Origin of the sequence: Clostridium sp. CM027 (genome assembly GCF_024730565.1) — a bacterium.
Lineage (GTDB): Bacteria > Bacillota > Clostridia > Clostridiales > Clostridiaceae > Clostridium_AD > Clostridium_AD estertheticum_B.
In genome coordinates this window covers 18,106-40,610 of the sequence record NZ_CP077726.1, presented here as the reverse complement: position 1 = coordinate 40,610, position 22,505 = coordinate 18,106, and the positions used below count along the sequence as shown (strand labels likewise).

At 29.5% G+C, this 22,505-nt stretch carries 23 protein-coding genes and 1 pseudogene; 11 read left to right on the top strand and 13 right to left on the bottom strand.

Annotated features, from left to right (window positions below; translation table 11 throughout):
* Window positions 1-305: 305 nt before the first annotated feature.
* The 3 genes from KTC92_RS18385 to KTC92_RS18375 form a co-directional block, all read right to left on the bottom strand.
* Complete coding sequence (locus KTC92_RS18385) at window positions 306-1,601, bottom strand: sensor histidine kinase (RefSeq protein ID WP_220287344.1); 1,296 nt, start codon at window positions 1,599-1,601, stop codon at window positions 306-308.
* A 127-nt stretch (window positions 1,602-1,728) separates the two neighbouring features.
* Window positions 1,729-2,358, bottom strand: coding sequence for an accessory gene regulator B family protein (locus KTC92_RS18380; RefSeq protein WP_220287342.1), 630 nt, complete (start codon window positions 2,356-2,358; stop codon window positions 1,729-1,731).
* A 1-nt stretch (window position 2,359) separates the two neighbouring features.
* Entirely contained in the window at window positions 2,360-2,509 is a 150-nt protein-coding gene (locus KTC92_RS18375) for a hypothetical protein (protein ID WP_220287340.1), read from the bottom strand.
* Window positions 2,510-2,767: 258 nt separating this feature from the next.
* On the opposite strand from KTC92_RS18375, the gene KTC92_RS18370 reads away from it, so the two are divergent.
* The gene (locus tag KTC92_RS18370; RefSeq protein ID WP_220287338.1) at window positions 2,768-3,493 is read left to right on the top strand and encodes a LytTR family DNA-binding domain-containing protein; all 726 of its coding nucleotides are present in this window, start codon (window positions 2,768-2,770) and stop codon (window positions 3,491-3,493) included.
* A gap of 47 nt (window positions 3,494-3,540) precedes the next feature.
* Here KTC92_RS18370 and KTC92_RS18365 read toward each other — a convergent pair whose 3' ends face one another.
* Window positions 3,541-4,662 carry a hypothetical protein gene (locus KTC92_RS18365; protein ID WP_220287336.1) on the bottom strand — a complete coding sequence of 374 codons (1,122 nt, stop codon included), beginning with the start codon at window positions 4,660-4,662 and terminating at the stop codon, window positions 3,541-3,543.
* 220 nt (window positions 4,663-4,882) lie between these two features.
* On the opposite strand from KTC92_RS18365, the pseudogene KTC92_RS18360 reads away from it, so the two are divergent.
* A pseudogene (locus KTC92_RS18360) lies at window positions 4,883-5,051 on the top strand (recombinase family protein); the annotation flags it as partial.
* Between the two features lie 260 nt (window positions 5,052-5,311).
* Here the strand turns inward: KTC92_RS18360 and KTC92_RS18355 are convergent.
* From KTC92_RS18355 to KTC92_RS18320, 8 genes are all read right to left on the bottom strand, one after another.
* Complete coding sequence (locus tag KTC92_RS18355; protein ID WP_220287334.1) at window positions 5,312-6,751, bottom strand: helix-turn-helix domain-containing protein; 1,440 nt, start codon at window positions 6,749-6,751, stop codon at window positions 5,312-5,314.
* A gap of 378 nt (window positions 6,752-7,129) precedes the next feature.
* Window positions 7,130-7,792, bottom strand: a complete 663-nt coding sequence (locus KTC92_RS18350) for a hypothetical protein (RefSeq protein WP_220287332.1) — start codon at window positions 7,790-7,792, stop codon at window positions 7,130-7,132.
* Between the two features lie 1,834 nt (window positions 7,793-9,626).
* Window positions 9,627-9,920 (bottom strand): hypothetical protein, encoded by a 294-nt coding sequence (locus KTC92_RS18345; RefSeq protein ID WP_220287330.1) that lies wholly within the window; start codon window positions 9,918-9,920, stop codon window positions 9,627-9,629.
* A 301-nt stretch (window positions 9,921-10,221) separates the two neighbouring features.
* Window positions 10,222-10,431: a nucleic acid-binding protein gene (locus tag KTC92_RS18340; protein ID WP_220287328.1), complete on the bottom strand. Its 210-nt coding sequence runs from the start codon at window positions 10,429-10,431 to the stop codon at window positions 10,222-10,224.
* A 326-nt stretch (window positions 10,432-10,757) separates the two neighbouring features.
* Window positions 10,758-11,774, bottom strand: coding sequence for a replication initiation protein (locus KTC92_RS18335; protein WP_220287326.1), 1,017 nt, complete (start codon window positions 11,772-11,774; stop codon window positions 10,758-10,760).
* A 1,463-nt stretch (window positions 11,775-13,237) separates the two neighbouring features.
* Window positions 13,238-13,516: a hypothetical protein gene (locus KTC92_RS18330; protein ID WP_258280797.1), complete on the bottom strand. Its 279-nt coding sequence runs from the start codon at window positions 13,514-13,516 to the stop codon at window positions 13,238-13,240.
* A gap of 263 nt (window positions 13,517-13,779) precedes the next feature.
* Entirely contained in the window at window positions 13,780-13,953 is a 174-nt protein-coding gene (locus tag KTC92_RS18325; protein WP_164947650.1) for a hypothetical protein, read from the bottom strand.
* 273 nt (window positions 13,954-14,226) lie between these two features.
* Window positions 14,227-14,349 (bottom strand): hypothetical protein, encoded by a 123-nt coding sequence (locus tag KTC92_RS18320; RefSeq protein ID WP_258280796.1) that lies wholly within the window; start codon window positions 14,347-14,349, stop codon window positions 14,227-14,229.
* A 503-nt stretch (window positions 14,350-14,852) separates the two neighbouring features.
* Here KTC92_RS18320 and KTC92_RS18315 point away from each other — a divergent pair.
* The 9 genes from KTC92_RS18315 to KTC92_RS18275 all read left to right on the top strand — a co-directional run bounded on the left by KTC92_RS18315 (window position 14,853) and on the right by KTC92_RS18275 (window position 21,002).
* A complete protein-coding gene (locus KTC92_RS18315) occupies window positions 14,853-15,020 on the top strand; it encodes a hypothetical protein (RefSeq protein ID WP_220287324.1) in 168 nt (55 codons plus the stop codon).
* Window positions 15,017-15,775, top strand: coding sequence for a ParA family protein (locus tag KTC92_RS18310; RefSeq protein WP_220287322.1), 759 nt, complete (start codon window positions 15,017-15,019; stop codon window positions 15,773-15,775). Before KTC92_RS18315 ends, KTC92_RS18310 begins: the two co-directional genes overlap by 4 nt.
* Window positions 15,757-16,194, top strand: a complete 438-nt coding sequence (locus KTC92_RS18305; RefSeq protein WP_220287320.1) for a hypothetical protein — start codon at window positions 15,757-15,759, stop codon at window positions 16,192-16,194. The genes KTC92_RS18310 and KTC92_RS18305 overlap by 19 nt, the downstream gene beginning before the upstream one ends.
* A gap of 386 nt (window positions 16,195-16,580) precedes the next feature.
* Complete coding sequence (locus KTC92_RS18300) at window positions 16,581-17,252, top strand: response regulator transcription factor (RefSeq protein ID WP_220287318.1); 672 nt, start codon at window positions 16,581-16,583, stop codon at window positions 17,250-17,252.
* Window positions 17,249-18,835 carry a HAMP domain-containing sensor histidine kinase gene (locus tag KTC92_RS18295; protein ID WP_220287316.1) on the top strand — a complete coding sequence of 529 codons (1,587 nt, stop codon included), beginning with the start codon at window positions 17,249-17,251 and terminating at the stop codon, window positions 18,833-18,835. The genes KTC92_RS18300 and KTC92_RS18295 overlap by 4 nt, the downstream gene beginning before the upstream one ends.
* Window positions 18,836-18,989: 154 nt before the next feature.
* Window positions 18,990-19,889, top strand: a complete 900-nt coding sequence (locus KTC92_RS18290) for an ATP-binding cassette domain-containing protein (protein WP_220287313.1) — start codon at window positions 18,990-18,992, stop codon at window positions 19,887-19,889.
* Window positions 19,870-20,163 (top strand): hypothetical protein, encoded by a 294-nt coding sequence (locus KTC92_RS18285; RefSeq protein ID WP_258280795.1) that lies wholly within the window; start codon window positions 19,870-19,872, stop codon window positions 20,161-20,163. The genes KTC92_RS18290 and KTC92_RS18285 overlap by 20 nt, the downstream gene beginning before the upstream one ends.
* 64 nt (window positions 20,164-20,227) lie before the next feature.
* Window positions 20,228-20,641, top strand: coding sequence for a hypothetical protein (locus KTC92_RS18280; protein ID WP_258280794.1), 414 nt, complete (start codon window positions 20,228-20,230; stop codon window positions 20,639-20,641).
* 172 nt (window positions 20,642-20,813) lie between these two features.
* Window positions 20,814-21,002: a hypothetical protein gene (locus KTC92_RS18275; RefSeq protein ID WP_220287312.1), complete on the top strand. Its 189-nt coding sequence runs from the start codon at window positions 20,814-20,816 to the stop codon at window positions 21,000-21,002.
* A gap of 497 nt (window positions 21,003-21,499) precedes the next feature.
* On the opposite strand, the gene KTC92_RS18270 is transcribed toward KTC92_RS18275, so the two are convergent.
* Window positions 21,500-22,078 (bottom strand): type II CAAX prenyl endopeptidase Rce1 family protein, encoded by a 579-nt coding sequence (locus KTC92_RS18270; RefSeq protein ID WP_220287311.1) that lies wholly within the window; start codon window positions 22,076-22,078, stop codon window positions 21,500-21,502.
* Window positions 22,079-22,505 lie beyond the last annotated feature (427 nt).

Below are 22,505 nucleotides of genomic sequence, written 5' to 3'. Positions count from 1 at the left end.
ATTTCGTTGATCTTTAGTCACAAATCATCTCCATGTTACTCCAGTAAAAGTTGATTAAAAGTAACAAATCACTAGCAAATCGGTACATTTTCTAAACTTTCGAAAACAGTCACAAATTTTATTAAATGAATAAAAAACGAAAATATTAAAACTATAAAGCATAAGAAACTCCCGCAAATCCGCGGGAGTTTCTTATGCTTTATAGTTTACTACATTATAACTTAATGAAAACTAACTATCTCTTAGACTATTTTTTACATATAAAATAACTGAATTAGATATTTTTAACCAAGCCATAATGTTACCTATTTATTACTTACAGTAATTTCTTGAATGAATTGTACATCAGTTATAGATGTATCTAATGAAATATTTTTATATTTACCTATCATATCTTTACAATTACTTAGTCCCAGCCCCCTATTTTCACCTTTAGTGGAGAATCCATCTTTAAATAGTTTAGATAAAGCAGGTATATCTCCACTAAAGGTATTTGCTACAACTAGGATTACAGAATTGATTTTGTTTATTAATGCAATATCAATTACTTTCTTTTCACTTTCTAAGGCTGATTCAATAGCATTGTCCAAAATTATTCCTAAACATCTACTCAAATCTATTATATCCATCTTAATAATTGTTATAGGTTCTACTATATCAATTATTATATCTATTCCTAGTTCTTGAGCCCGAATTACTTTTCCTGATATTAACCCTTTAATTTGAGGTAATTTTATGTTTTTTAACAGACCAAGTTTATAATTATTTTTATTCATTTTGTTATTTAAAGGATAAATATTTTTATTAAAATGTTCTTCTAAACCTTTAATATCCTTTTCTTCAATAAACGCTGCCATAGATGATATTATATTTATATAGTCATGTCTAAATTTACGCATATCCATATATAGATTTTCTAAGTTATTAGTGTACTGCTCCAGATTATCTAACTGAATTTGTTTATATTTGAATTTCTCTTCTTTCTTTGATATAAAAAATAAAGAACTACATATAATTACCATAATAGACCCATATACCACAATTGCAAGTGTGATTTTTTCTGATATATAAACATCATCAGAAAAATCAATCCAAATAATAGCAAAGTAAAATAAAACAAATGTAAGCACTAGCATTATATCAATTAAAATAAAACATTTAGACTTATAATTCTCAAATATGAAATCATTGTGTCGAATTAGTAATGTACCAACGATTTTACTACAGAAATATACTATTAAATATATAACTGAATAAGTACTATAGTACCCTAAAGTAGATGACAAAAACGTTTTGCCAAATATTTCTAAAAATACGAGTCCAGTAAAATTATTTATAATCATTAGTACTAATATTACTAATATTTGCAGTATAAAACTCCTTATTATCTTGTTGTTTTTTTTGTATAGAAAAAATACAGGTGTAAAATATACAGCTATAGAAGCTAGTCTAGGCTCAAATAAGAATAGTGGTACATAAATAACTCCTATAGTTAACCCCATAATAATATATTCTTTAATGTTAAATTTATATGGACTAATATTTCTTAAGGTAATTAACATTAAAATTACTAATAATAGCACCTTAAAATGATATTCCATTATTATCAACCCCCACTATTTCATAGTAAAAACATACATTCCAATTATAGTATAAAACATACATAAATTGCAATAAATAAAAAAGCACTCATAATGTAGGAATAATCCCATATTATGAGTGACTCAACTAAATAAGTTCATATTTTTCATAATTATTATAATTACTTTTGAGTAATTTATATGTACAAGGTAAGATACTTAAACTTTGAAGGAGTAACGCAAACATTGTTAAATTAAATAAAACCTTATTTAATAATAATAGATTTATAAATATAAAAACTAAAGCTGTTACTGTTGCCTTAATTTTAAGTTTTTTTCTATGTTCTTTTTCTAATATAGGACGATTTTCTGTATCTGCTGGAGAATATTTATATAAGAGTACTGTACAAATAATACTTACTATACATGTTAAAGAAATACTTAAAGGATATTTTACAGTTATATAAGCACTGCCAATAAAAGTAATTAAGCTTACAATAGTACATCCTAAACTACTTTTTAAATGTATACCAGCTGCAGTTAATCTTAATGCTGCAAACATAATAAATAATATAAGTACTTCTTTTATCATCCCTATAAAAAAGGCTACTATAGCTACAATTAACAGTTTACCTACATTTATCAATATAATTACAATTCCTAAATATAGTTTTTCAATTTCAGATGACTTTAAATTTAAATTGTTTTTGAAGTAATTTAATAATTTAGTTGTTATAAATTCATAAAAATCAAAATGTAATTTACCTTTTGTTCTCATTTTATTTATTACTTTTCAATAAATTAGTAGGTATGTTAGGCTCATACATAAAAGGACCAACAGATAATTGATTTGCATGAATCTCTCCTATGCTTATAAGACTTTTAGCTAACTTTTTTAAAAAAATACTGTTTTGATTTGAAGTTTTCATAATGAAAAGCCACCTTTCATAATTTGAATTCGTTTTCTATATATTTAGTATAACCTTTTATGCATACATTTTACAAAAAAGTAAAAATTACATCCATTAACTTAATAAATGTAATTTAAATCATAACATAAGTAAAACTTGCTTGTTTTTTTATAAAAATTGAACATAAATAGGTTGTTTATGTTAAAATATTTTAATAAATCAAAAATTTGTTTGTAAGAAATATTTACTAAATATAGTGACAAAAGGGGACAAACCATGCTAAAAATTCTTATTTGTGAAGATAATATAGTTCAAAAAGAAAAACTAGAAAACATTGTAAAAAATATTATATTAATTGAAAATTATGATATGGAACTTAAGTTAAGTACTCATGACCCATATGAAATACTAAATACAATAGAGGATAAGAGTATTTCAGGTTTATATTTTTTAGACGTTGATTTACATTCTGATCTTAATGGAATTACATTAGCTGAAAAGATAAGAGAATATGATCCTCGAGGATTTATAGTTTTTATAACTACCCATGCTGAAATGAGTTATTTAACCTTTTTATATAAAGTTGAAGCTATGGACTATATTATAAAAGATAATTATACTAATATACAACAAAGAATAAGTGAATGTATGAAAAATGCTCACGATAAATACAAAGCTAAATCATGTGAACTTCAAAAAGTATTTTCTATTAAAGTTGAAGATAAGATCATTAATGTTGATTTTAATGAAATCATCTTTTTTGAAACATCTTCAACTATACATAAAGTAATCTTATATTGCAAAAATAGACAAGTAGAGTTTTATAGTAAAATGAAAGAATTGGAAGATAGTCTAGATGAGCGATTTTGTAGGTGCCATAATTCCTTTATAGTTAATAAAGATAACGTTAAAGAAATAGATAGAAAAAAGCGTATTGCATATATGATAAATGGAGAAGAATGTCTTATATCTACTAGAGGTATAAAAAAGCTACTGGGTTAATAAAAATGCTTGCAACTAAATATAGTAGCAAGCATTTTTATATGTTATTAAATTGAAACTGGTTCCACTATTACAGAATGTAATAAGTCCAGACTCTTATTAAAAATAAACTCTAACATTATCTCATCTTTATTAGAACTATAATTAATTCCACCTTTTAAATCCATTGAAGCAAATAATTTTGTATTTTTTTGAATAACTTTATCTAATTCTATATAATCTAACTCCATAGAATCATTTAATAGATATAATAATTTTAACATTTCATAATATTCATCATTATATATTAGTTTTTCCTCATCATCATTTACATACGTTAATAAGGAATTTACTGACTGTTTAGTTGCTTGCAAATAATATTTATTTGCCGTTACCTTCCCAATATATGCCAAGAATATTGCTATATAAATATTTTTGTATTTAATAGCTTCTAACCTTTCATCAATATACCCTATCCACATTAACTCTAAACCATTTTCACCAAATCCAATTGTAGCATTTTCAATTAGTAAATCTAAAAGTTCAGTACTAGCACTAATAAACTCATTATAATTGTTTTTACAGCATATTACTTTTTCTAACAACTCATTTTCAATGAGCTTCTTGCTATATTTTAATTCAATAAATTGAAGCTGTACTTTTAGATCATGGGGACTTAAAAGCTTTATATCTTTAATTAAATTTGAGTGAATATTTTTTGGCCCGCATTCTTCTAAAAAATTCATTAAATTTATCTTTTCATTTATAATTGTTTTATAAACTAACTCAAAGCCTTTTTTTAGTTCATCCAAATTTTCTCTAGTAACACTCGCAACTTCTATAGGCAAAACCTCTTTATTATATGTTGATTTTAATATTATATCAGCAATAATATTCTCAGATGTTGGCTTTTTTATATGATTTTCAGCTATCTTGTTTACTGATGAATTTATAATATAAAAGGTTTCTTTATCATATTTGATATTTTTTCTTTGTAGATTATTAATATTTACAATGAAAAAAACCATAAGTAATTTACCTGCTTCATAAAACATATTATTATCAACTTTAGATACAATCTCTTTAGTATTCGTAAATGATACTTTCAAGTCCAACTTACAGTTATTGTTAATAAAGTCCTTTAATAATAATGTATTAGGTAATAAATCATTACTAATTTGTTTTTTCATTTAATCATCTCCTTACTTATAATCGAATCATCTCCTAGTTCTGTGGTATATTAATGATTTTTTTATCTTATAGTTAATCATACAATAGATTCATATATACTTTTTAATTTTATAATAATTGATTGATTTTTAATAACAAAAGCCCTGTTTTTTAACTTTTATTGTTATAATATCAAATTATAAATATAAAAAGTTAAATATAGTTTTTTGTTAATTCTCTAAAAATAAGGATATGAAGGGTATAGAAGGGTTAATTGTTGATTTGATACTACAGCTACTAAGTTATATGGCGGAGGATGAACGTACAAGAATAAAAGAAAGGCATTAGCATTGCTATGAAAAAAGGAATCAAAGTTGGAAGAAAGAAAATACTTTTTATAGAAGAATTTTTCATTATTGATGATGGCAAAACTTGTATCTATTTTAGGAACCCAAATGCAGTGTTTTGCATTATCCTAGATATACTAAAAAAAACAGGTTCAGCAACTTTATTTGATTCAGTAATTGTTATTAGGTTGATTCCTCAGATATTATTAACACCCCTAACTGGAGTACAATAATAGAACATAAAAGTCAACAAAATAAAAAAGGGAGCCAGGTTACACCCATAATATTATCCGACGTTTCATGCATACAAAATAATTGGAATTTATACCTTTAAATACCTACTCACCGTACTTAAATTGACCTTCATTTTGGCTGCTATCTCCCTGCATGTTAATCCTTTTGCTTTAAGTTCTTTTATAGCCTTTATTTTTTCTATTTTAGCTTTCTCTCTTTTAGTTAATCCCTCTTCATCCCGTCGCTTACCCTTTTGATACACATTATCTCTTCTCTTAACTTCTTTCGTATTAATAATAGTCTTAAGAAGTCTCATTTCGTCTTCTATAATGTTCAAAAGACCTATAAGTGTTGTATTTTTATAGTTATAACCCTTATATTTATATCCAGTTCTATTTTTCATTTTAACTGCGTCCTCTTCAAAATCAATTTTTAGTTGCTCAGCATCTTCCTTTGGACGAGAATCAAATTCATTCTCTAACCACTCCTTATATGCCTTTTCTGCTTGTCTAGTTTGACTTCTAACTTCGCTTTCAGGCAAAGGGCATGTAAATCCCTTATTAAATTCTAAAGTGTCCTCCAGTGCCTTATTAATCTCACTCGTAAAGCAACAGGCCCAGTATCTATATAAAAAGCACATAAGCTCTCTTTGACTTTTTTCTACTAGTTCTCCTTTTTCATCTCTACAGTATCCTTTTCTAAAGTTCTGAATCGCGACTAAGTCTGTAAGTCTTGCATGGTGAAGACTATAAATATTGAATAATTTTACAACCTTTGATTTTCTTCCACGTTTTTTTACACTTGGATTTTTAACATAGTCATTTAGCTCTGGAAGATAATTCTCTTGAATACCTCTAAGCGAATATCTCTCTTCATTAAAAACTACTAACTCTGTAGCTCGTCCATTTTTTTGATTGGTAGTACCGGTTAGTCTAGATACTCTTGCTGCATCAATTGATTTAGAATCAGCACCTATTTCTTTTAGCTTCTCTAAAAAGAATTTTTGCACTGCGTTCCAAAGAGGAAGAGCCATATATGGTACTGGCTCTATAAGCCAATAAATAACTATCCCTTGACCTGAAATAACTATAAAACTAGGTGGTGGAACCGACTTCTTAAAATAATCCTTCTCCAGTAGCCATATAATTTGTTCTGAACTTAACCCTTTGTATTCTTTTAATGTGTAATAATCCAAATCTATAAATAGTGAATTTAATTTCCTTATGTTTTCTATACGTCTTATAGGTTTATAAAAACTATTGGGGCTTAAATATATATTTGCATCATTTATACCTATAACCTTGCCTATATTTTCTTTAAGCTCGTCCACTTTATAGTGATGCTGTATCCAGGTACTATCTTTTTTAACGGCTATGGTTATGTATCCATCATCCTTTTTATGTAAAAGTTCTATTTGCATTTGTGCCTGTGATAAACGAGTACTATTAACCACCGTTTCTACTGGCACTATAGCTAAGTTTCTTATAATCTCACTTAAATCATCAATATATCTTTTTTCTGCCAGCATAAAAAAGCCCTCCTATTCTTTTGTAACCCAAATAAAGAGTGCCGAATTATACCTATTAATTACTTTATTTAATCTACACACATATTGACTATTGTAACCAATTATATTAAACTAAATATATAAATAAAATAAAATATTTAAAGATATAATTCTCTTATTTGGGGAAGATATCGGTTTTATGAAAACTCTTGAATGAAGTCGCCAAACTTTTGATATTCAAGAGTTATTTTATTTTTTGCATATATATAAACCCTGATTACTTTTCGTCTGTAAATAATTGTATTATTATTTTGTTTTTTGTAATTTTATATGTTTTAATTCTACTATGAATTACCTATAATTTCAAATTTTTATAATATGTAAACATCTCCTATCAAATTATCGTTTATATTTATTTATAAACTCCACTAATGCTAGTGAAATAAGATCTTTCTGTGTTTCCTTTTTATTTTCCGCAAACTTTGAAAATTCTTCTGCTATTTCTTTATACATTTTGAAACTTCTAGTAACTACTTCTCCACTTAATTTAGGGTTGTTTATATTAAGCTCTGGGAGCTCAATTATGTTTGTGTTAGTTTGTTTTCTATACCAACCTAACATCTCTTTCAGATCCCCTGTTAAAGATAAAATCTCTTTAAATTCAGATGGTAGCCCAAAAGTGTTCATTGGTATTCTTTTAGTTTCTTTTAGATTACTTCCAGTAGTTTCTCGGTATACCTCTTGATTTTTCAATGGTTTACTATAGTTTATTTTTTCACTACTTTTGTTTACTTCTTCTAGGTTTACTTTTGTATTTAGAACGTTTACTTTTTCATTAATTCCAATATCGTAAAAAAAAGTTGATTTATTATATTTTATATTTGTATCCTTAATTGTTTCTGAAAAGTTTTTTCTATTTATTCCAAACTGTTTTATAAATTTATCTGTTGTAATTTTATCTTCTTTACTTCTACTTTTATTAGCTATTGTATTTTCATTTATCGCCAAAGTAATTTTTTTTAATTCTTTTATTGGCAAGTCTATTTTTTTTGGATTACTCATCTTCCTACCCCTCATTATCTAGGTTTACTTTTAAACTACTCTAGTATACTTTTAATTTTATCATAAATGTATTACTAAAAAATCAGTTTATTAAATAAAATTTAATAAGTATCTAACCCTTAGAAATCGTAGTCCTAGCCACCTTGTGCTAGTTGTGGGTTCATCACAACTTGTTCAAGGTGGACAAGCCCTGGGCTTGTCCACCTGCGGTGTACGTATTTAGATTAAACGGTATGATTAAATCATCTCCTGCGGAGCTGCAATATCTTCGTAGAAGATAAATTAACGACTTCAGAAGGAGATTTATACTCCCACTGAAGTTTTCTATTTGTTAGGGCAAGTAACTCCTACTTATAGTAGGTACTCCCACTTGTAGAAGTGGGAGACTTCCCTCCTGAAATGTCGTTAAACTATATATGCGTAGGAGGTTCTAACTTGTCAAAATTTTAGATTCTAGTGGGTCGTTAAATTTCGTATTAGAAATTTATCGAGCCACGAGTCTTCATATCAATTGAAGTCGCCTGGAATGCTTGTTTATGCTCTTTGGAACCTTCTGTGAATAATAATGCACTTTCGGTAAATCATCTCCTGCGGAGCTACATTGACGACTTCAGAAGAAAACATATACTTCCACCGAAGTTTTATTTTTGTTAGGGTAGTTAACCTCCACTTGTAGAAATGGGAGACTTTCCTTCTGAAATGTCCTAAAAGTCGCGGTGGTGGTGGCTGGAGCGAGCATTACCTACAGGGCTGCGTAGATCTAAGGTTTTTTTGGTTGTTTATATAGAATGATTAAATTAAGGATAATTTAATCAGCTTCATAGAAGATGCTTTAATTAGAATCAATGCACGCCGTCGGGTACCAAAAAAAGGACCAGCTTTATCATTAGAAGCTCTTAGTTTCCAAGTGGTTGAGGGACGAAAACAATGAGAAGCTTAGAGATTCTTATGTTGAAGCTTGTTCTTTTTGGGGTGACGGTATACGTGCCGAAAACTTGTCCTTCCAAACTTCCTATACTAGAAGTATCAATACTAATAGTAATCCATTATTATAATAAGGTTTCATAAAATACATATAATATCATCAATATTAGTCTCCAAAAAGTAACTATAAAAACTAACTACTTTTTTAAAACCTGTAGGATGCTGGCAAATGGACTAGCCCAGCTACTGAAGGACGAAGTGGCGGGTAAGCCTGTCTATTTGATGTGAAAAATGGACGAGTTTCTGACCTCTACTATAAACTTATTTTTTTGAAACTCTAAATTCTCGGGATATAGTCACTGCTCTGACAGGCTGAGGTGAAAAACCTGTCCATTTTCCACCCGAGCAAAGCGAGGTTTTATCTCTAGGTTATGTAGAAATTTTTTAACATTAGTATGGTTAATAAAAACAAATCCTGATGCACTGCAGCAGGATTTGTTACCCCTGGGGGAAGGGGGATTATTTTATTTGCTTTGGGCTAGTTTACTGACTGCAGCTAAGATTAAATAGAAAGATTAATGCTTAGTTACTTTAATAGACTAGGTTACTTCTAGACAGTGAGTAAGATCGTCCAAAGCCTCCTTATGGACCTAGAGCAGTGAAAGAGCTTGTGCCACATCAGGTTTTCGTATGAAGTATGAAGGAGAGAATTTGATGTGGGCCAGCCTTTGACTGCGAAGTCTTATTATTATATTAAGACTGATTTGTAATACATTCAAAGTAAAGAGTCAACACGTTATGTTACATTCAAATTGAAATTTTAAAGAAATAGGCAATAGCCTCAATGTGAAAGTAACTCAATTACTATTGCGTTACTTTCGCTAATCCAATCCATTTTACAAATTTGAGTTTATTTTATTACAAATTTAAAAATTGAAACCCCCAAAGCAAGTATCGCAGCAAATAAACTAACTTTAGCAACCTCTTTATTTTTCTTCCAATTCTGAATGGCTTGAATTAACATTGACACACCCACCAATGGCTCAAATACATTTGTTTCAATTTTCCAAATACCTAAAATCTGCGTACATGCAAATATTATTATGCTTATAGAACAAATATTGCTAAGTACAGACAGCACTTTTTGATCTGTTTGTTTTTTACTCCATTGTTTTTTACTCCAGCTACCTCTCACTTTTCCCATTGTACCTCCTCCAATACGATTAATTATTATTTTATTATCTAAAACGCAATAATCTACAAGTTCATCATAAAATACATATTTAACTATAACATAATCACCATAAATTAAGTATATTTACAATTCTTTTAAAATGGTCAATAGCCTCAAGTTGAAAGCAACTCAATTGGTATTGTGTTACATTCAGAATATCAATACGAGCTTAATAAAGTAACCCCATATCATTAGATATGGGGTTAGTTGAGACGAAATATTAAAAAGATGCGAATTAACATCACTCCAAAATTTCCACCATTATATGTGGTTACTTAACAACGTCTTTATAGTTATCAATATAAAAAATTACACAGCCACAATTAGGACAAACCGCTGCTTTGGGTGTACCATACGTAGTATTCAAAAAAAATTTGCCTTTTTTTGAAATTGTAATTCCACCAAAAGATTCAACTTTGCAATTCTCTATCATTTCAGTCTGGCATTGATTACATATTTTTTTCGTTTTCGAATCCACCATCCTCTATTAATTATCTTTATTTTATATCACTGTTGCTACACTTTATTATACCGCTGCGTCACAAAACATTTATTAAAAAATACTATTATTGCCGTTACTTAACGAGTAACATATTTACATTTATGTGGTTGTAATTTCCTTAACGTGCGAAATCTCATTTTTGCGTATACTATCCCTATAGATCCCACAATTGATATACGCCCTTAAAACACTCTTAAATGCACTGTTTCCAACTTTAAAACTAATATGTGCTTTTCTATGTATCTCATGCCAATCGAGTTTAAATCGGCTTGTATGTGCTTTAAAATATTATCTACATATTAGCCTTATCCCCAACCTAATAATTTCTTCTCCAATTCATCAAAGTTGTAATCTCTTTGCTCATAGTCATTAAAGATACTTACTTTTGATTTGCTTGTAGCTGTCCAATTCTCTTTTAATGCTGTTATCATAGCCCCAACTACGTTATTTACTGTGCTTAATTGACTTATAATATTATACTTCTCTTTTATTTTCTCAATATCCAAATTGGCAGCATCAAGTATTCTCTCGGCTTCTAACTCTGTAATTTCCTGACTTATAACTTGCCTTACTAACTTTATGTTATTATCATTAAAAAAAATGGGAACAACGCAGGTTGCAGCAATTTCACTTCGAGCCTTATCTTTTTTTATGATTGAAAATTGAATGCTTACAATTTTTCTAACTTGTTTTATCTCAGTATAATCAACAAGCAAATCAGTATTTGCATTAATTTCTTTTACTGCCACATTGATTACTTTTTGTTTTAAATTAGCATATTTGGGGTACTGATTCTTGTTAATATTTAATGAATCTCTTAAACCCTCTATAGTTATTATTCTATGACCTATACCCTCATATTGTTTAAAAAGTTCATATAATCTAAAAGAATAAGTACTTTTAAATTGCATTATATTTCTCAACTGATATTTTGTATAGCAATCGAGTCCTAGATAAAATGGTTTTAAGTCTTTATTTATTTTAAGTTTTAATATGCCGTTTACATATTTAGCAGTGTCTACCCAATGATATTTTATAAATTCAGAAGTATCTACATTTTTTATTTTAATAATTCTTTGCATAAGTAAATCTGTAATACTATCAATATCCCTATAGAATCTACTATCACTAGTATTTAATACCTTAATTAAATCCTTAGTCTTAAACTCATATTCTTTAATATCATCGTCATCTTTATTTATCATACTTGCAAGTAGTCTTATTAATTTTTGTTCTACCACCGTTAAAGTGTAGGAGGATTCAACAAGTCTGTTACTTTGATATACCCAATTATTGTTTACATTTTTTAGTTCATTTGCCATCTTAGAACACCGCCCCCTAAGAATAATAATCCTTTTTTAAAAAATTATCAATAACCAAAAAAAAACAAGTTATACTTCACTATCTTTTGGTTATAGTTCACTATCAAAAGGTTATAGTTCACTATCTTTTAGTTATACTTAAATGCCATTTCACTATCATTTGGTTACCCTTCACTATCATTTGGTTATAGTTGGGGTGATCAACCCCAGTTGTATCAGTGCCTAGAGGTATGCGTAAAAGTATTTAAAACTGTTGTTATTAAATATATATAAAACAACAACAAGATATGAGGTTGTTGTTTTATATATATTTAATAGATTTATCGAATTAATTAACAGACCTAATAGTGATTTTGATACGCATATTTATAAAATGAAATATGGTTTTGTTCTCTTTATTTCCAATAAATTAAGAAGCTCACTATCAAAAGGTTATACTTAGATAAATTCTGTTAAATTATCTCCTGGGTCGCTGCAATATCAATGACTTCAGAAGGATATTTACCCCTTTGTGAATATCTGGAATAGATAACAATTCTCAATTGTTATCCCCCACTGAAGTTTTTTATTTGTTAGTGCGAGTTACCTACTTACAGAAATGAAAGACTTTCCTTCTGAAATGTCGTTGAATTTTTAAATATAACCTTTTGATAGTGAAAACATCCTTTTGTTTTAATTTCTTTGCCCCATGCCTTTTCTGCTTGTCTAGTTTGACTTCTAATTTCACTTTCGGGTAAGATGCATATAAATCCTTGCTAAATTCTAAAGTGCCCTCTAACGCCTTATTAAGGTCACTCGTAAGGAACTAAATTTCTTCAATCATGGCCATATCATTGAAAACACTGATGATTCTACAGATATAGATACATACGAGGACACGTGTACGTTCACGGTTACGTTCACGTTAACGGTCACGTGTATATTATTGTTAACAGTACAGATACTTTCAAGATTTTAATGGGTCGATAAAGATTCCACTTACGAGCGCTTTGCAAGTGAAGAAATGGAATGCTTTTTGGAACCTTCTATGAATAATATCGCCTTTTCGGTAAATCATCTCGGGGGAAGGTGGAGTATTTTATTTGCTTTGGGCTAGTTTACTGACTGCAACTAAGACTACATAGAAATATGAATGCTTAGGACTTTAGTAGATTAGGTTACTTTTAGGCAGTGAGTAAGATTGTACAAAGCTTCATTTGGGACCTAGAGCAGTGAAAGAGCTTGTGTCACATCAGGTTTTCGTATGAAGAATGAAGGAGAAAATCGGATGTGGACCAGCCTTTGACTGCGAAGTCTTATTATTATATTAAGACTGATTTGTAATACATTCAAAGTAAAGAGTCAATACGTTATGTTACATTCAAAATGAAATTTTTAAGGAATAGGCAATATCCTCAATGTGAAAGCAACTCAATTACATTTGTGTTACTTTCGCTAATCCAATCCATTTTACAAATTTGAGTTTATTTTATTACAAATTCAAAAATTGAAAACACCAAAGCAAGTATCGCAGCCAATAAATGACCTTTAGCAACCTCTTTATTTTTCTTCCAATACTGAATGGCTTGAATTAACATTGACACACCCAACAATGGCACAAATACATCTGTTTCAATTTTCCAAACACCTAAAATATGCGTACATACAAATATTATTATGCTTATAGAACAAATATTGCTAAGTACAGACAGCACTTTTTCATCTGTTTGTGTTTTACTCCAACTACCTCTCACTTTTCCCATTGTACCTCCTCCAATATGATTAATTATTATTTTATTATCTAAGACGCAATAATCTACAAGTTCGTCATAAAATATATGTTTAACTATAACATAATTACCATAAATTAAGTATATTTACAATTTAAAAAATCAGTAGTAGCCTCAATGTGAAAGTAACTCAATTGGTATTGTGTTACTTTCAGAATATCAATACTAGCTTAATAGAGTAAACCTATATCTAATGATATGGGTTTACTTGTGTCGACATATTAGAAGGTTATGAATTAATTTTTATTATCCAATAGTTTCTGGCATAAGTACATTAAACATCCATTTATTATTGCAAGTATAATATAATTAATTAAATTATTTTTTAGTTTGATAACCTCAAATCCTATAAAAAATGTTAAGACAATACTCAAAAAATTTATTAATGCAAATAATTTATTCTTTTTCATATTTTATCCCCTTTATTCGTTACTTGCTTAATTATCTTATTCTATATTATAGATCTGCAATCCTTTAAAAATATATTTCAAAGATACAATGCCGTGGAACCAAAATTTCACGGCGTTTAATAACCCCCATACAATATAATAAGATGTTATATGGAGCCAAAAAAGCCACAGTATTTTTACTGTGGCTTTTTTGGTAATCTACAATGAATGTATTATTATACTGGGGTAGCGCCAACATTTCGGAAATGATGGCGCTACCCCTATAGATCCTTTTTATTCTTCAACCACTTTAATCATACTTAAAGCAGAATCAAGCAATTCTCTTAAAATTTCATTTTTCCCTTTACCAGTCATTTCAGCTAATTTATTAAGATTTTTATTCTGACTTTCTCGCACATAATAAGTTAGTTTATCTTCTTCATTTTTTTTCTTTGCAATGGTTATAACACCTTGATTCTTAATGTTTACACTTTTATTTTCATTTACAGTATTTGAAACATTTATATCATTAAGACTTATGATGTTTTTTTTATACCCAATTTAAATGCCTGTGATTGCTTTATGGTTCTTTTACTACATAATTAACTGCTTAATTAAATTTAGTTAAATCTTAATTAAATTCTTAACTAGCCTTAACTAACCTCAGCTTAGGTGTATCCCAGAACTTATTTTTATGCTATGAAGTTGTTAATATATATCTAGAAAACTATAAAGTGGTCATACCCTAACAAAGAGAAAACTTCAGCAGTAGTATAAAATCTCCTTCTGAAGTTTTCTATTTAGCTTCTTCGAAGCTGTTGCAGCGACCCAGGAGATGATTTAATAGTATTTTACTCTTTAAATTATAGTTGTTAACAGTTAATAACCATGATATACTAACGCTAATTGGAGGTGCTACAATGGCAATAAATAAAGAAACTCATGTTATTGTACCTGTCGTTTTAAGTATAGAACTGGAAAAACAACTGAAAGAATTGGCAAAAAAGAGTGAACGGAGCAGGTCAGCACAAGTGGTTACATATATTAAAGAAGGTATAAAAAAGGAAGTAGAAGGAGGTAATATATGATGGCACAAATTATCGCAGTGAGTAATCAAAAAGGTGGAGTTGGTAAGACTACGTCCACATTAAATTTAGGAGTAGCACTTACTCAGCTTGGCAAGAAAGTATTAATGATTGACCTAGATCCACAAGCTAGTTTAACAATTTCAATAGGTCTTGAGCCGGAGAATTTAGAAAAAACAATTTACAATGCATTGATTGATGATATGGATATAAAAAAACTAATTTTATTTAATGAACTTCTCTACTTCGTACCATCCACTATAGATCTTTCTGCAGCAGAAATGGAGCTTGTATCTGAAGTAGGGCGCGAATTTAAACTTCGCGAGGCACTTGACCCAGTAAGAGAAGATTTCGACTATGTATTAATCGATTGCCCCCCTTCACTTGGATTACTAACTATTAATGCATTAGTTGCCTGTGATGTTGTAATTGTACCTATGGCACCTGAGTATCTTGCATTACGTGGATTTAATTTGCTTGAAAAAACAATGGCTAAGGTTAAAAAACTAAACAAAAAACTTGCCTTAATGGCAATATTAATAACTTTATATGATAGCAGAACAACACACCACAAAGATGTAGTTGAAGAACTGCGAAAAAGCTATCCTGTTTTTCATTCCATGATAAAAAAATCAATAAAATTTCCAGATGCGGTGCTCGCAGGACAACCCATTATGACCTATGATCGAAAATTTGAAGGATCTGTTTCCTATCAAGAATTAGCTAAGGAGGTTATAGCATGGGAAGTCGAAAAGTAAGTCTAGCTGATAAGATGAAAAAAGTAAATGCAATGCAAACACAAGGAGTAAAAAAAGGACAAGGTGTGGATGCATTTTTCACAAGTACAATTGACGGTGAAAGCATTGAAAAGCCTGATAATTGTACAAATGTAAATACATTCACGGACACGTCCACGGGTACGTTCACGGTCACGTCGCCAAGCACAGACACAGCACTGAATACGAACCCAGTTTCAGGTACGGACTCGGTGCTAGATTCATTACTTAGTAGCAATGAACAATTTGTAAGATGTGTAGCTTATTTAAGAAAAGATCAAGCGGCTTTCGTAAAGGATTTGTCAAAACAACTGACAAAGAAAAACAAAGGAAAAAGAATAAAAGAATCGGAGATATTTAGAATGGCTATGGATATGCTTATGAAGGTCGTGAACAAATAAGTTGGGATGAAGTAAGTCTCTGGAAGATAAAATGCTATTTTAAATTAAATCATTGCTTTCAGAGCTTCGATATTATTAATAAATCTAAAGTTTTGTACTTATTAACAGTACAAAACTTTAGATTTATTTTATGTTTTTTTTATGAATTTCTTATAATATAAACTTTTTACTTTAGTCCCTAACAATATAAATAAAGTTATAACTGTACGGGCACGTTCACGGTAACGTCACCGAGAACGGATACAGAACCGACTACGTTAACTCACACAAGCCTGGTTATGGGCACGTATATATTACTGTATATTTAATCTTTTTACAATTTCCAATAGCCTCTTATTAAAATTAATGTGATAGTTAAAATTTTTTCGAAGAAGGAAGATGACAATATGCTAAAAATTTTATTTTTAGAGGATGAACCCACTATATCAGAGGTAACAACAGAATATATGAAAATGCAGAATTACGAAGTAGTTTGTGCAAAGGATGGAGAAGAGGCTTTAGATTTTTTAAAAAGCAATTATTTTGATTTAGCAATACTCGACATAATGGTACCCAAGGTAAGTGGGCTAGTTGTTCTTGAACATATAAAGAAAACAAATCCCCAAATGGCTACAATAATGCTAACTGCCCTTGAAGACGAACAAACACAGTTAAAAGCCTTTAATCTTTATGCTGATGATTATGTAGTAAAGCCATTTTCCCCCTTGTTATTACTTAAACGTATAGAAACAATATTGCGTAGGACCAGGGGTAGTAGCACAAAGATTTCAGAAGTAAAAGGCTTATATATAAATGATGAAGCATATGAGGCTTACTACGACAATCAATCTTTGCATTTAACATTAAGTGAATTTTTACTTTTACAAACGCTTGCGAAAGAACCAAATCGAGTATTTACTCGTGAACAATTAATAATGAAAATTTTCAATGAGGAATATTTTGGAAACGACAGAGTAATAGATGCACATGTGAAAAACACGAGAAAAAAGCTGCCTAAAAAATACATAAAAACAGTAACTGGTGTAGGTTATAAGTTTGATACGGAGGGAGTCTTTTGAACTTATCAAAGAAGACCTTTGTGTATAGTGCAATTATATCAGGGACAATCGTAACCTTAATGATAGCTTATTTTGTCCTAATGCTTCCTTCATTATATGTGGATTATATGAAAAAGAGTAATTTTAAATCAATAAAATCAATACAAAAAAGCTATATAAATGATGGAAATTATAAAAATATATCCTCAAGTAACCCAGCAGGAACAGCAACTATTAAAATACCAACCACTGGTAATGAAGTTTTTATCGCAAATAAAATGTGTTCTATAAAAGTCACTATTAATGATAATGGTATATTGAAGGTTATTGAAAAAGTAAGATACTATGGTGCTCACAGGGACGAAATGGAAAATATAGATAAAGATGATTTTGATTTTACAAGAAGTATAGGGGATGTTTTTAAGAATAAGTTATTTAAGGATAATTTGCCCATAACTTTTGAGTTTTTAGGAAATGATTATAAGAATATTTATAAAGCAACATCATCAAAGTTTAATGTAGTAGATGATAATACGGTTATTTATGAAACCAACGTATCTGATGGAAATAATTATTACACTAACTATATGGCTATGAGTATTAATAATAGTGATATTATTGTATCGGTATTTTCAGCAATGAATCCTAAAATAGGAGAGATACGTCCAATAATCCTTCAAAGTCTACCCATGATTATTGCCACAGCTCTTTTATTAATATTGGTATCAACGATTTTGTTTTCAAGAAAAATTGTGCTTCCAATAGAAAAACTGGTAAATCATGCTGTGTTTATGAAAGACAATACCAATAGGGACGTTGAACTAATGAAAATAGAAGGACGAGATGAAATTGCAGTTTTAGGTGAGACACTTAATGATTTATATCTAAAATTAAATGAAAATTTTAAAGAGCTAGAAAAAAAGAACAGCTATTTATCGGGCCAAAATAAAAGGCAAGAGGTATTTATTCGCGCATCCTCCCACCAACTAAAAACTCCAGTTGCAGCAGCACTACTGCTGATAGAGGGTATGATAAACGAAATAGGAAAATACAAGGATACAAAAGAGCATTTACCAAAGGTAAAGCTTCAATTACAATCCATGAGAAAAATAATAGATGATATTTTAAATCTTAACAATAGTATTGAAGCTATCAAAAGAGAAAACATAAATATTATTGAAATAATTAATGAAAGCCTTGCGTGCCATGAGGTGCAAGTGAAATCAAAGCAGCTTAATATAGAAAAGGAAATTAACTTCACGAATATAAATACAGATAGGAAGCTTATTTTTAAAATAATAGACAATCTAATAAATAACGCTATAACCTATACATCAAAAGAGGGGCATATAAAAATAACATTAACGCAGAAATCATTAACTATTATTAATTATGGAGCATTTATAGAGGAAGAATTATTACCACACATATTTGATCCATTTGTTTCAGGTAATAGTGAAAATAGGGGGCATGGCCTAGGTCTTTATATTGTAGCCTATTATGCAAATCTATTAAACTATCAGGTAGATGTTAGAAATATTAATGATGGGGTAGAAGGTAGCGTGCTTTTTGCAAATACTAAGGATTATAAAACGATAAAATAAAAAGCTGTATTCTTCATATTGATTTATGTAATTACCATAATATTCACATACAATCTTCATATGAAATTCATAGTGGCTTGGTATAATTTAACTATAATGAATCGTTAAATCATCACCTGCGGTGCTGAAATGTAGTTAAATAGGGGGAGAATTTATGGTAACTATAAAAAATTTAGAGGTAAGATATGGCAAGCAAATTGCATTGTCAATAAAATCACCAATAACCTTTGAAATTGGTGATCGCATAGGAATAATAGGCTCAAATGGAGCAGGAAAGTCTACCCTAGTTAAATCAATCTTAGGGCTTACAAATTATAATGGCACAATTCACACCAGTTTAAAGCCAGAAGAAATGTCGGCGCATATGCAGGAAAATAATTATGTGGATACCATGGCGATTAAACATATAATTGAGGCTATTTTGAATACAAAGATAAAGAGTAATAAGGTGCTACAGGAACTAATTAGCTTCTTTAATTTTGAGCAGTGTCTTAATAAAAAATTTAGTACACTATCAGGAGGACAAAAGCAGCGTTTAACAATAATATTAGTTTTAATTCAAGATGCTCCTTTGGTATTCTTTGATGAAGTTACTTCAGGGCTAGATTTTGAAACCCGCCAGCAATTAATGAGTAAAATAACTGAGTGGTATGAGAATAAAAGTGCCACCATTTGCATTGTATCTCATTATTATGAAGAGTTAGACAAACTAGCAAATAAGATATTGATTTTAGACAAGGGGCAAGTAGTTGACTTTGGCAGTAAGGAAGATCTTTTCCAAAAATACTGTGGGAAATCAACAATAACCATTGAAAATAATAAAAGAAACGAAGAATTGACGAGGCGCTTTACAAAAATAGTATCACCGAAGCATTTAATAGCTATCTCTTGCAAATGCGAGAATAAGGAATTAGAAATAGTAAAGGTATTAATAGATGAAAATATAAACTTTAAAAGAAGCAACAATGATATTGAAATAATGTCTATTAATGCTAAAGCAAGATTTGGTAATGAACTTGAGGGAGAGGCTAGTGATGAATACAAAGCTGTTTAATTTGAGCTTAATAAAATATGAATTCAGAAATTTAATGGGGAATATATTTACAATGATTTTCGGAGTATTCTTTCCCATTGGTATGACATTATTCTTTGGAACCGCAATGGTAGGTAAAGTTCCAGAATCTATGAAAGATATTTTTATAACAAATATATTTATCACTGACAGCTTAATTATTCCATTAGCAACTATTCTTATAGGGTATGCCGCTGTATTTTCACAGGAGCTGGAAAAAAAATATACCCTTACGTTTCCGTTTGTTTGGCTATAGTGAGAAAACTGCATTGATGTCTAAAATATGTGCTAATTTAATTTTTATAACCTTGTCATTGATTTTGTATACAGTAGTAGTTTGCTCTGTGTTAAAAGTGCAGATCCCAGCTTTAAGCTCCGCACTTATTTTAATAGGTTCCTTATATTTATTATCTACATTTTTGTTTATACTAGCTCATGGAATAGCATTATTTTTTAAAAAGTTTGGGCCAACTAATTCCATAACTATGTCGTTATATTTTGCAATAATGGTTTTAAGTGGAATGTTCGGTGTGCAATCAAAAGATTTCCCAGATGGAGTAAAGGCTGTGGCATATACTTTACCAACCACTTATATAAGTGGAGAATTTATAGATTTTTGGAAAGCGGGTAGTTATAATTTTGTGCCATATATTCAGTCATTTATATTCTTTGCAGCAGTTTCATGTATTATATTGTTTCTGTCAATACACCATAATAGTAGAAGAGTAAAGTAAATTAAATGCAAACACAAAGTGTAAAAAAGGACAAGGTGTAGATGCATTTTTTACAAGTACAATTGACGGTTAAAGCATTGAAAACCCTAATAATTCTACGGATGTAAATACGTGAACGTACACATCGAAAAGTACGGATACAGAACCGATTACGGCGACTTGCACTGACTCGGTGCTAGATTCATTACTTAGCAGCAATGAACAATTTGTAAGATGTGTAGCTTATTTAAGAAAAGATCAAGCGGATTTCGTAAAGGATTTGTCAAAACAACTGACAAAGAAAAACAAAGGAAAAAGAATAAAAGAATCGGAGATATTTAGAATGGCTATGGATATGCTTATGAAGGTCGTGAACAAATAAGTTGGGATGAAGTAATGCTCTGGTTATAAAATGTTATTTTAACGACATTTCAGGTAATCATTGAAAAGAACTATAAATATACGGTCACGGTAACGTTCACGTAGACGTGACCGTGATCATATAAAGACACGTCTGTGGTTACGTGACCGTTACCAAGTACCCCCGCTGAAGTTTTCTATCTGTTAGGGCAAGTAACTCCTACTTATAGAAGTTGGAGACTTTCCTTCTGAAATGTCGCTAAAGTGATGTTCCACTAAATAATGTAGCATCACCTCTTAATTATCATATCTGAATTTTTCTATGCACGTGAACTATTTTAAATATCTTTCATTCGGACATCATAAGCTACTCGGAGTACGGGTACAGCCGACATACGTGTAAAAACCGGCCACATGCTGGATATTGATTCCAATACGTGACTTTAGTTGTTGAACAATATATAAAAGTTGCGTTGCAAAAAAAAGTTAATCAAAACGCTTCAAATATGAAAATTTATTTTATGAACTATAATTCATTTTATCTAAGTTTCTAATTTTTCGCATATTCGAAATAAAAATAAAAACTATATATATTAGTAATACTATGATTCCTATAGTAAAAGAGGTATTAAGTATTCCACAATTATGTGATAACCAAAAAACTTCATTTTGGGATATACCATTCATATTTCCCATACTAATTACTATGATTGAATCAAAAATATAGTGCATTATCAAAGGTGCAAAAAAAGTGTATTTTAATGCAAGCCATGCATAAACTATAGATAGAATTAATGTACCAGCAACCCTTGACATGCCATGATTAGGAATATGCCACTGTGTAAATATCATTTTATTCACTAAACCATTTAAATTCATAGAATTAATATTTTGCAGTTCGCTCCATCCAGTGAAATAATTAATTCCCTTACCTATTAACTGAGCCATGATTAAACCTAGAAAACCAATAATAACAACTTTACCAAATATTTTCTTTTTACACATATACCCTATACCCATAACATATGAAACAGTAATAATACCAAAACTAAACCACACAGGCATCGTTGGGGCAAATTTCCACTTAACTCCTGCCAAAATATGATTAATACAGTACTATTTTCACAAATAAACTTTGAACTTATAAATTGTCCTAAAGTGGATATAAGTGGAATACAAAATATAAATACCAGTATAGCTTGGAATAATAAATTATTTGGAATTTGTTTCAAACTCTTCTTTATGTTTTCCATTTTTATGCCCCTTTAATTTACAATTGTGTCTTATTGTTTTAAATATTATACCATTATATACTATTTTTATAAACATATAGAATCTACTAATACGAGACTGTACATGGAAACTGTCACAATGAGGTACACCCTAATGACACTATCAGAATATGTTTCACTGGGGTTATAAAAAGAATATATGAAATGTTTCAAATATAAATAGACTTGATGCAATTTGCCTTTTAAAAAAATGTCATTATAATTATATAAAATAATGTTAATAAACTAATCCC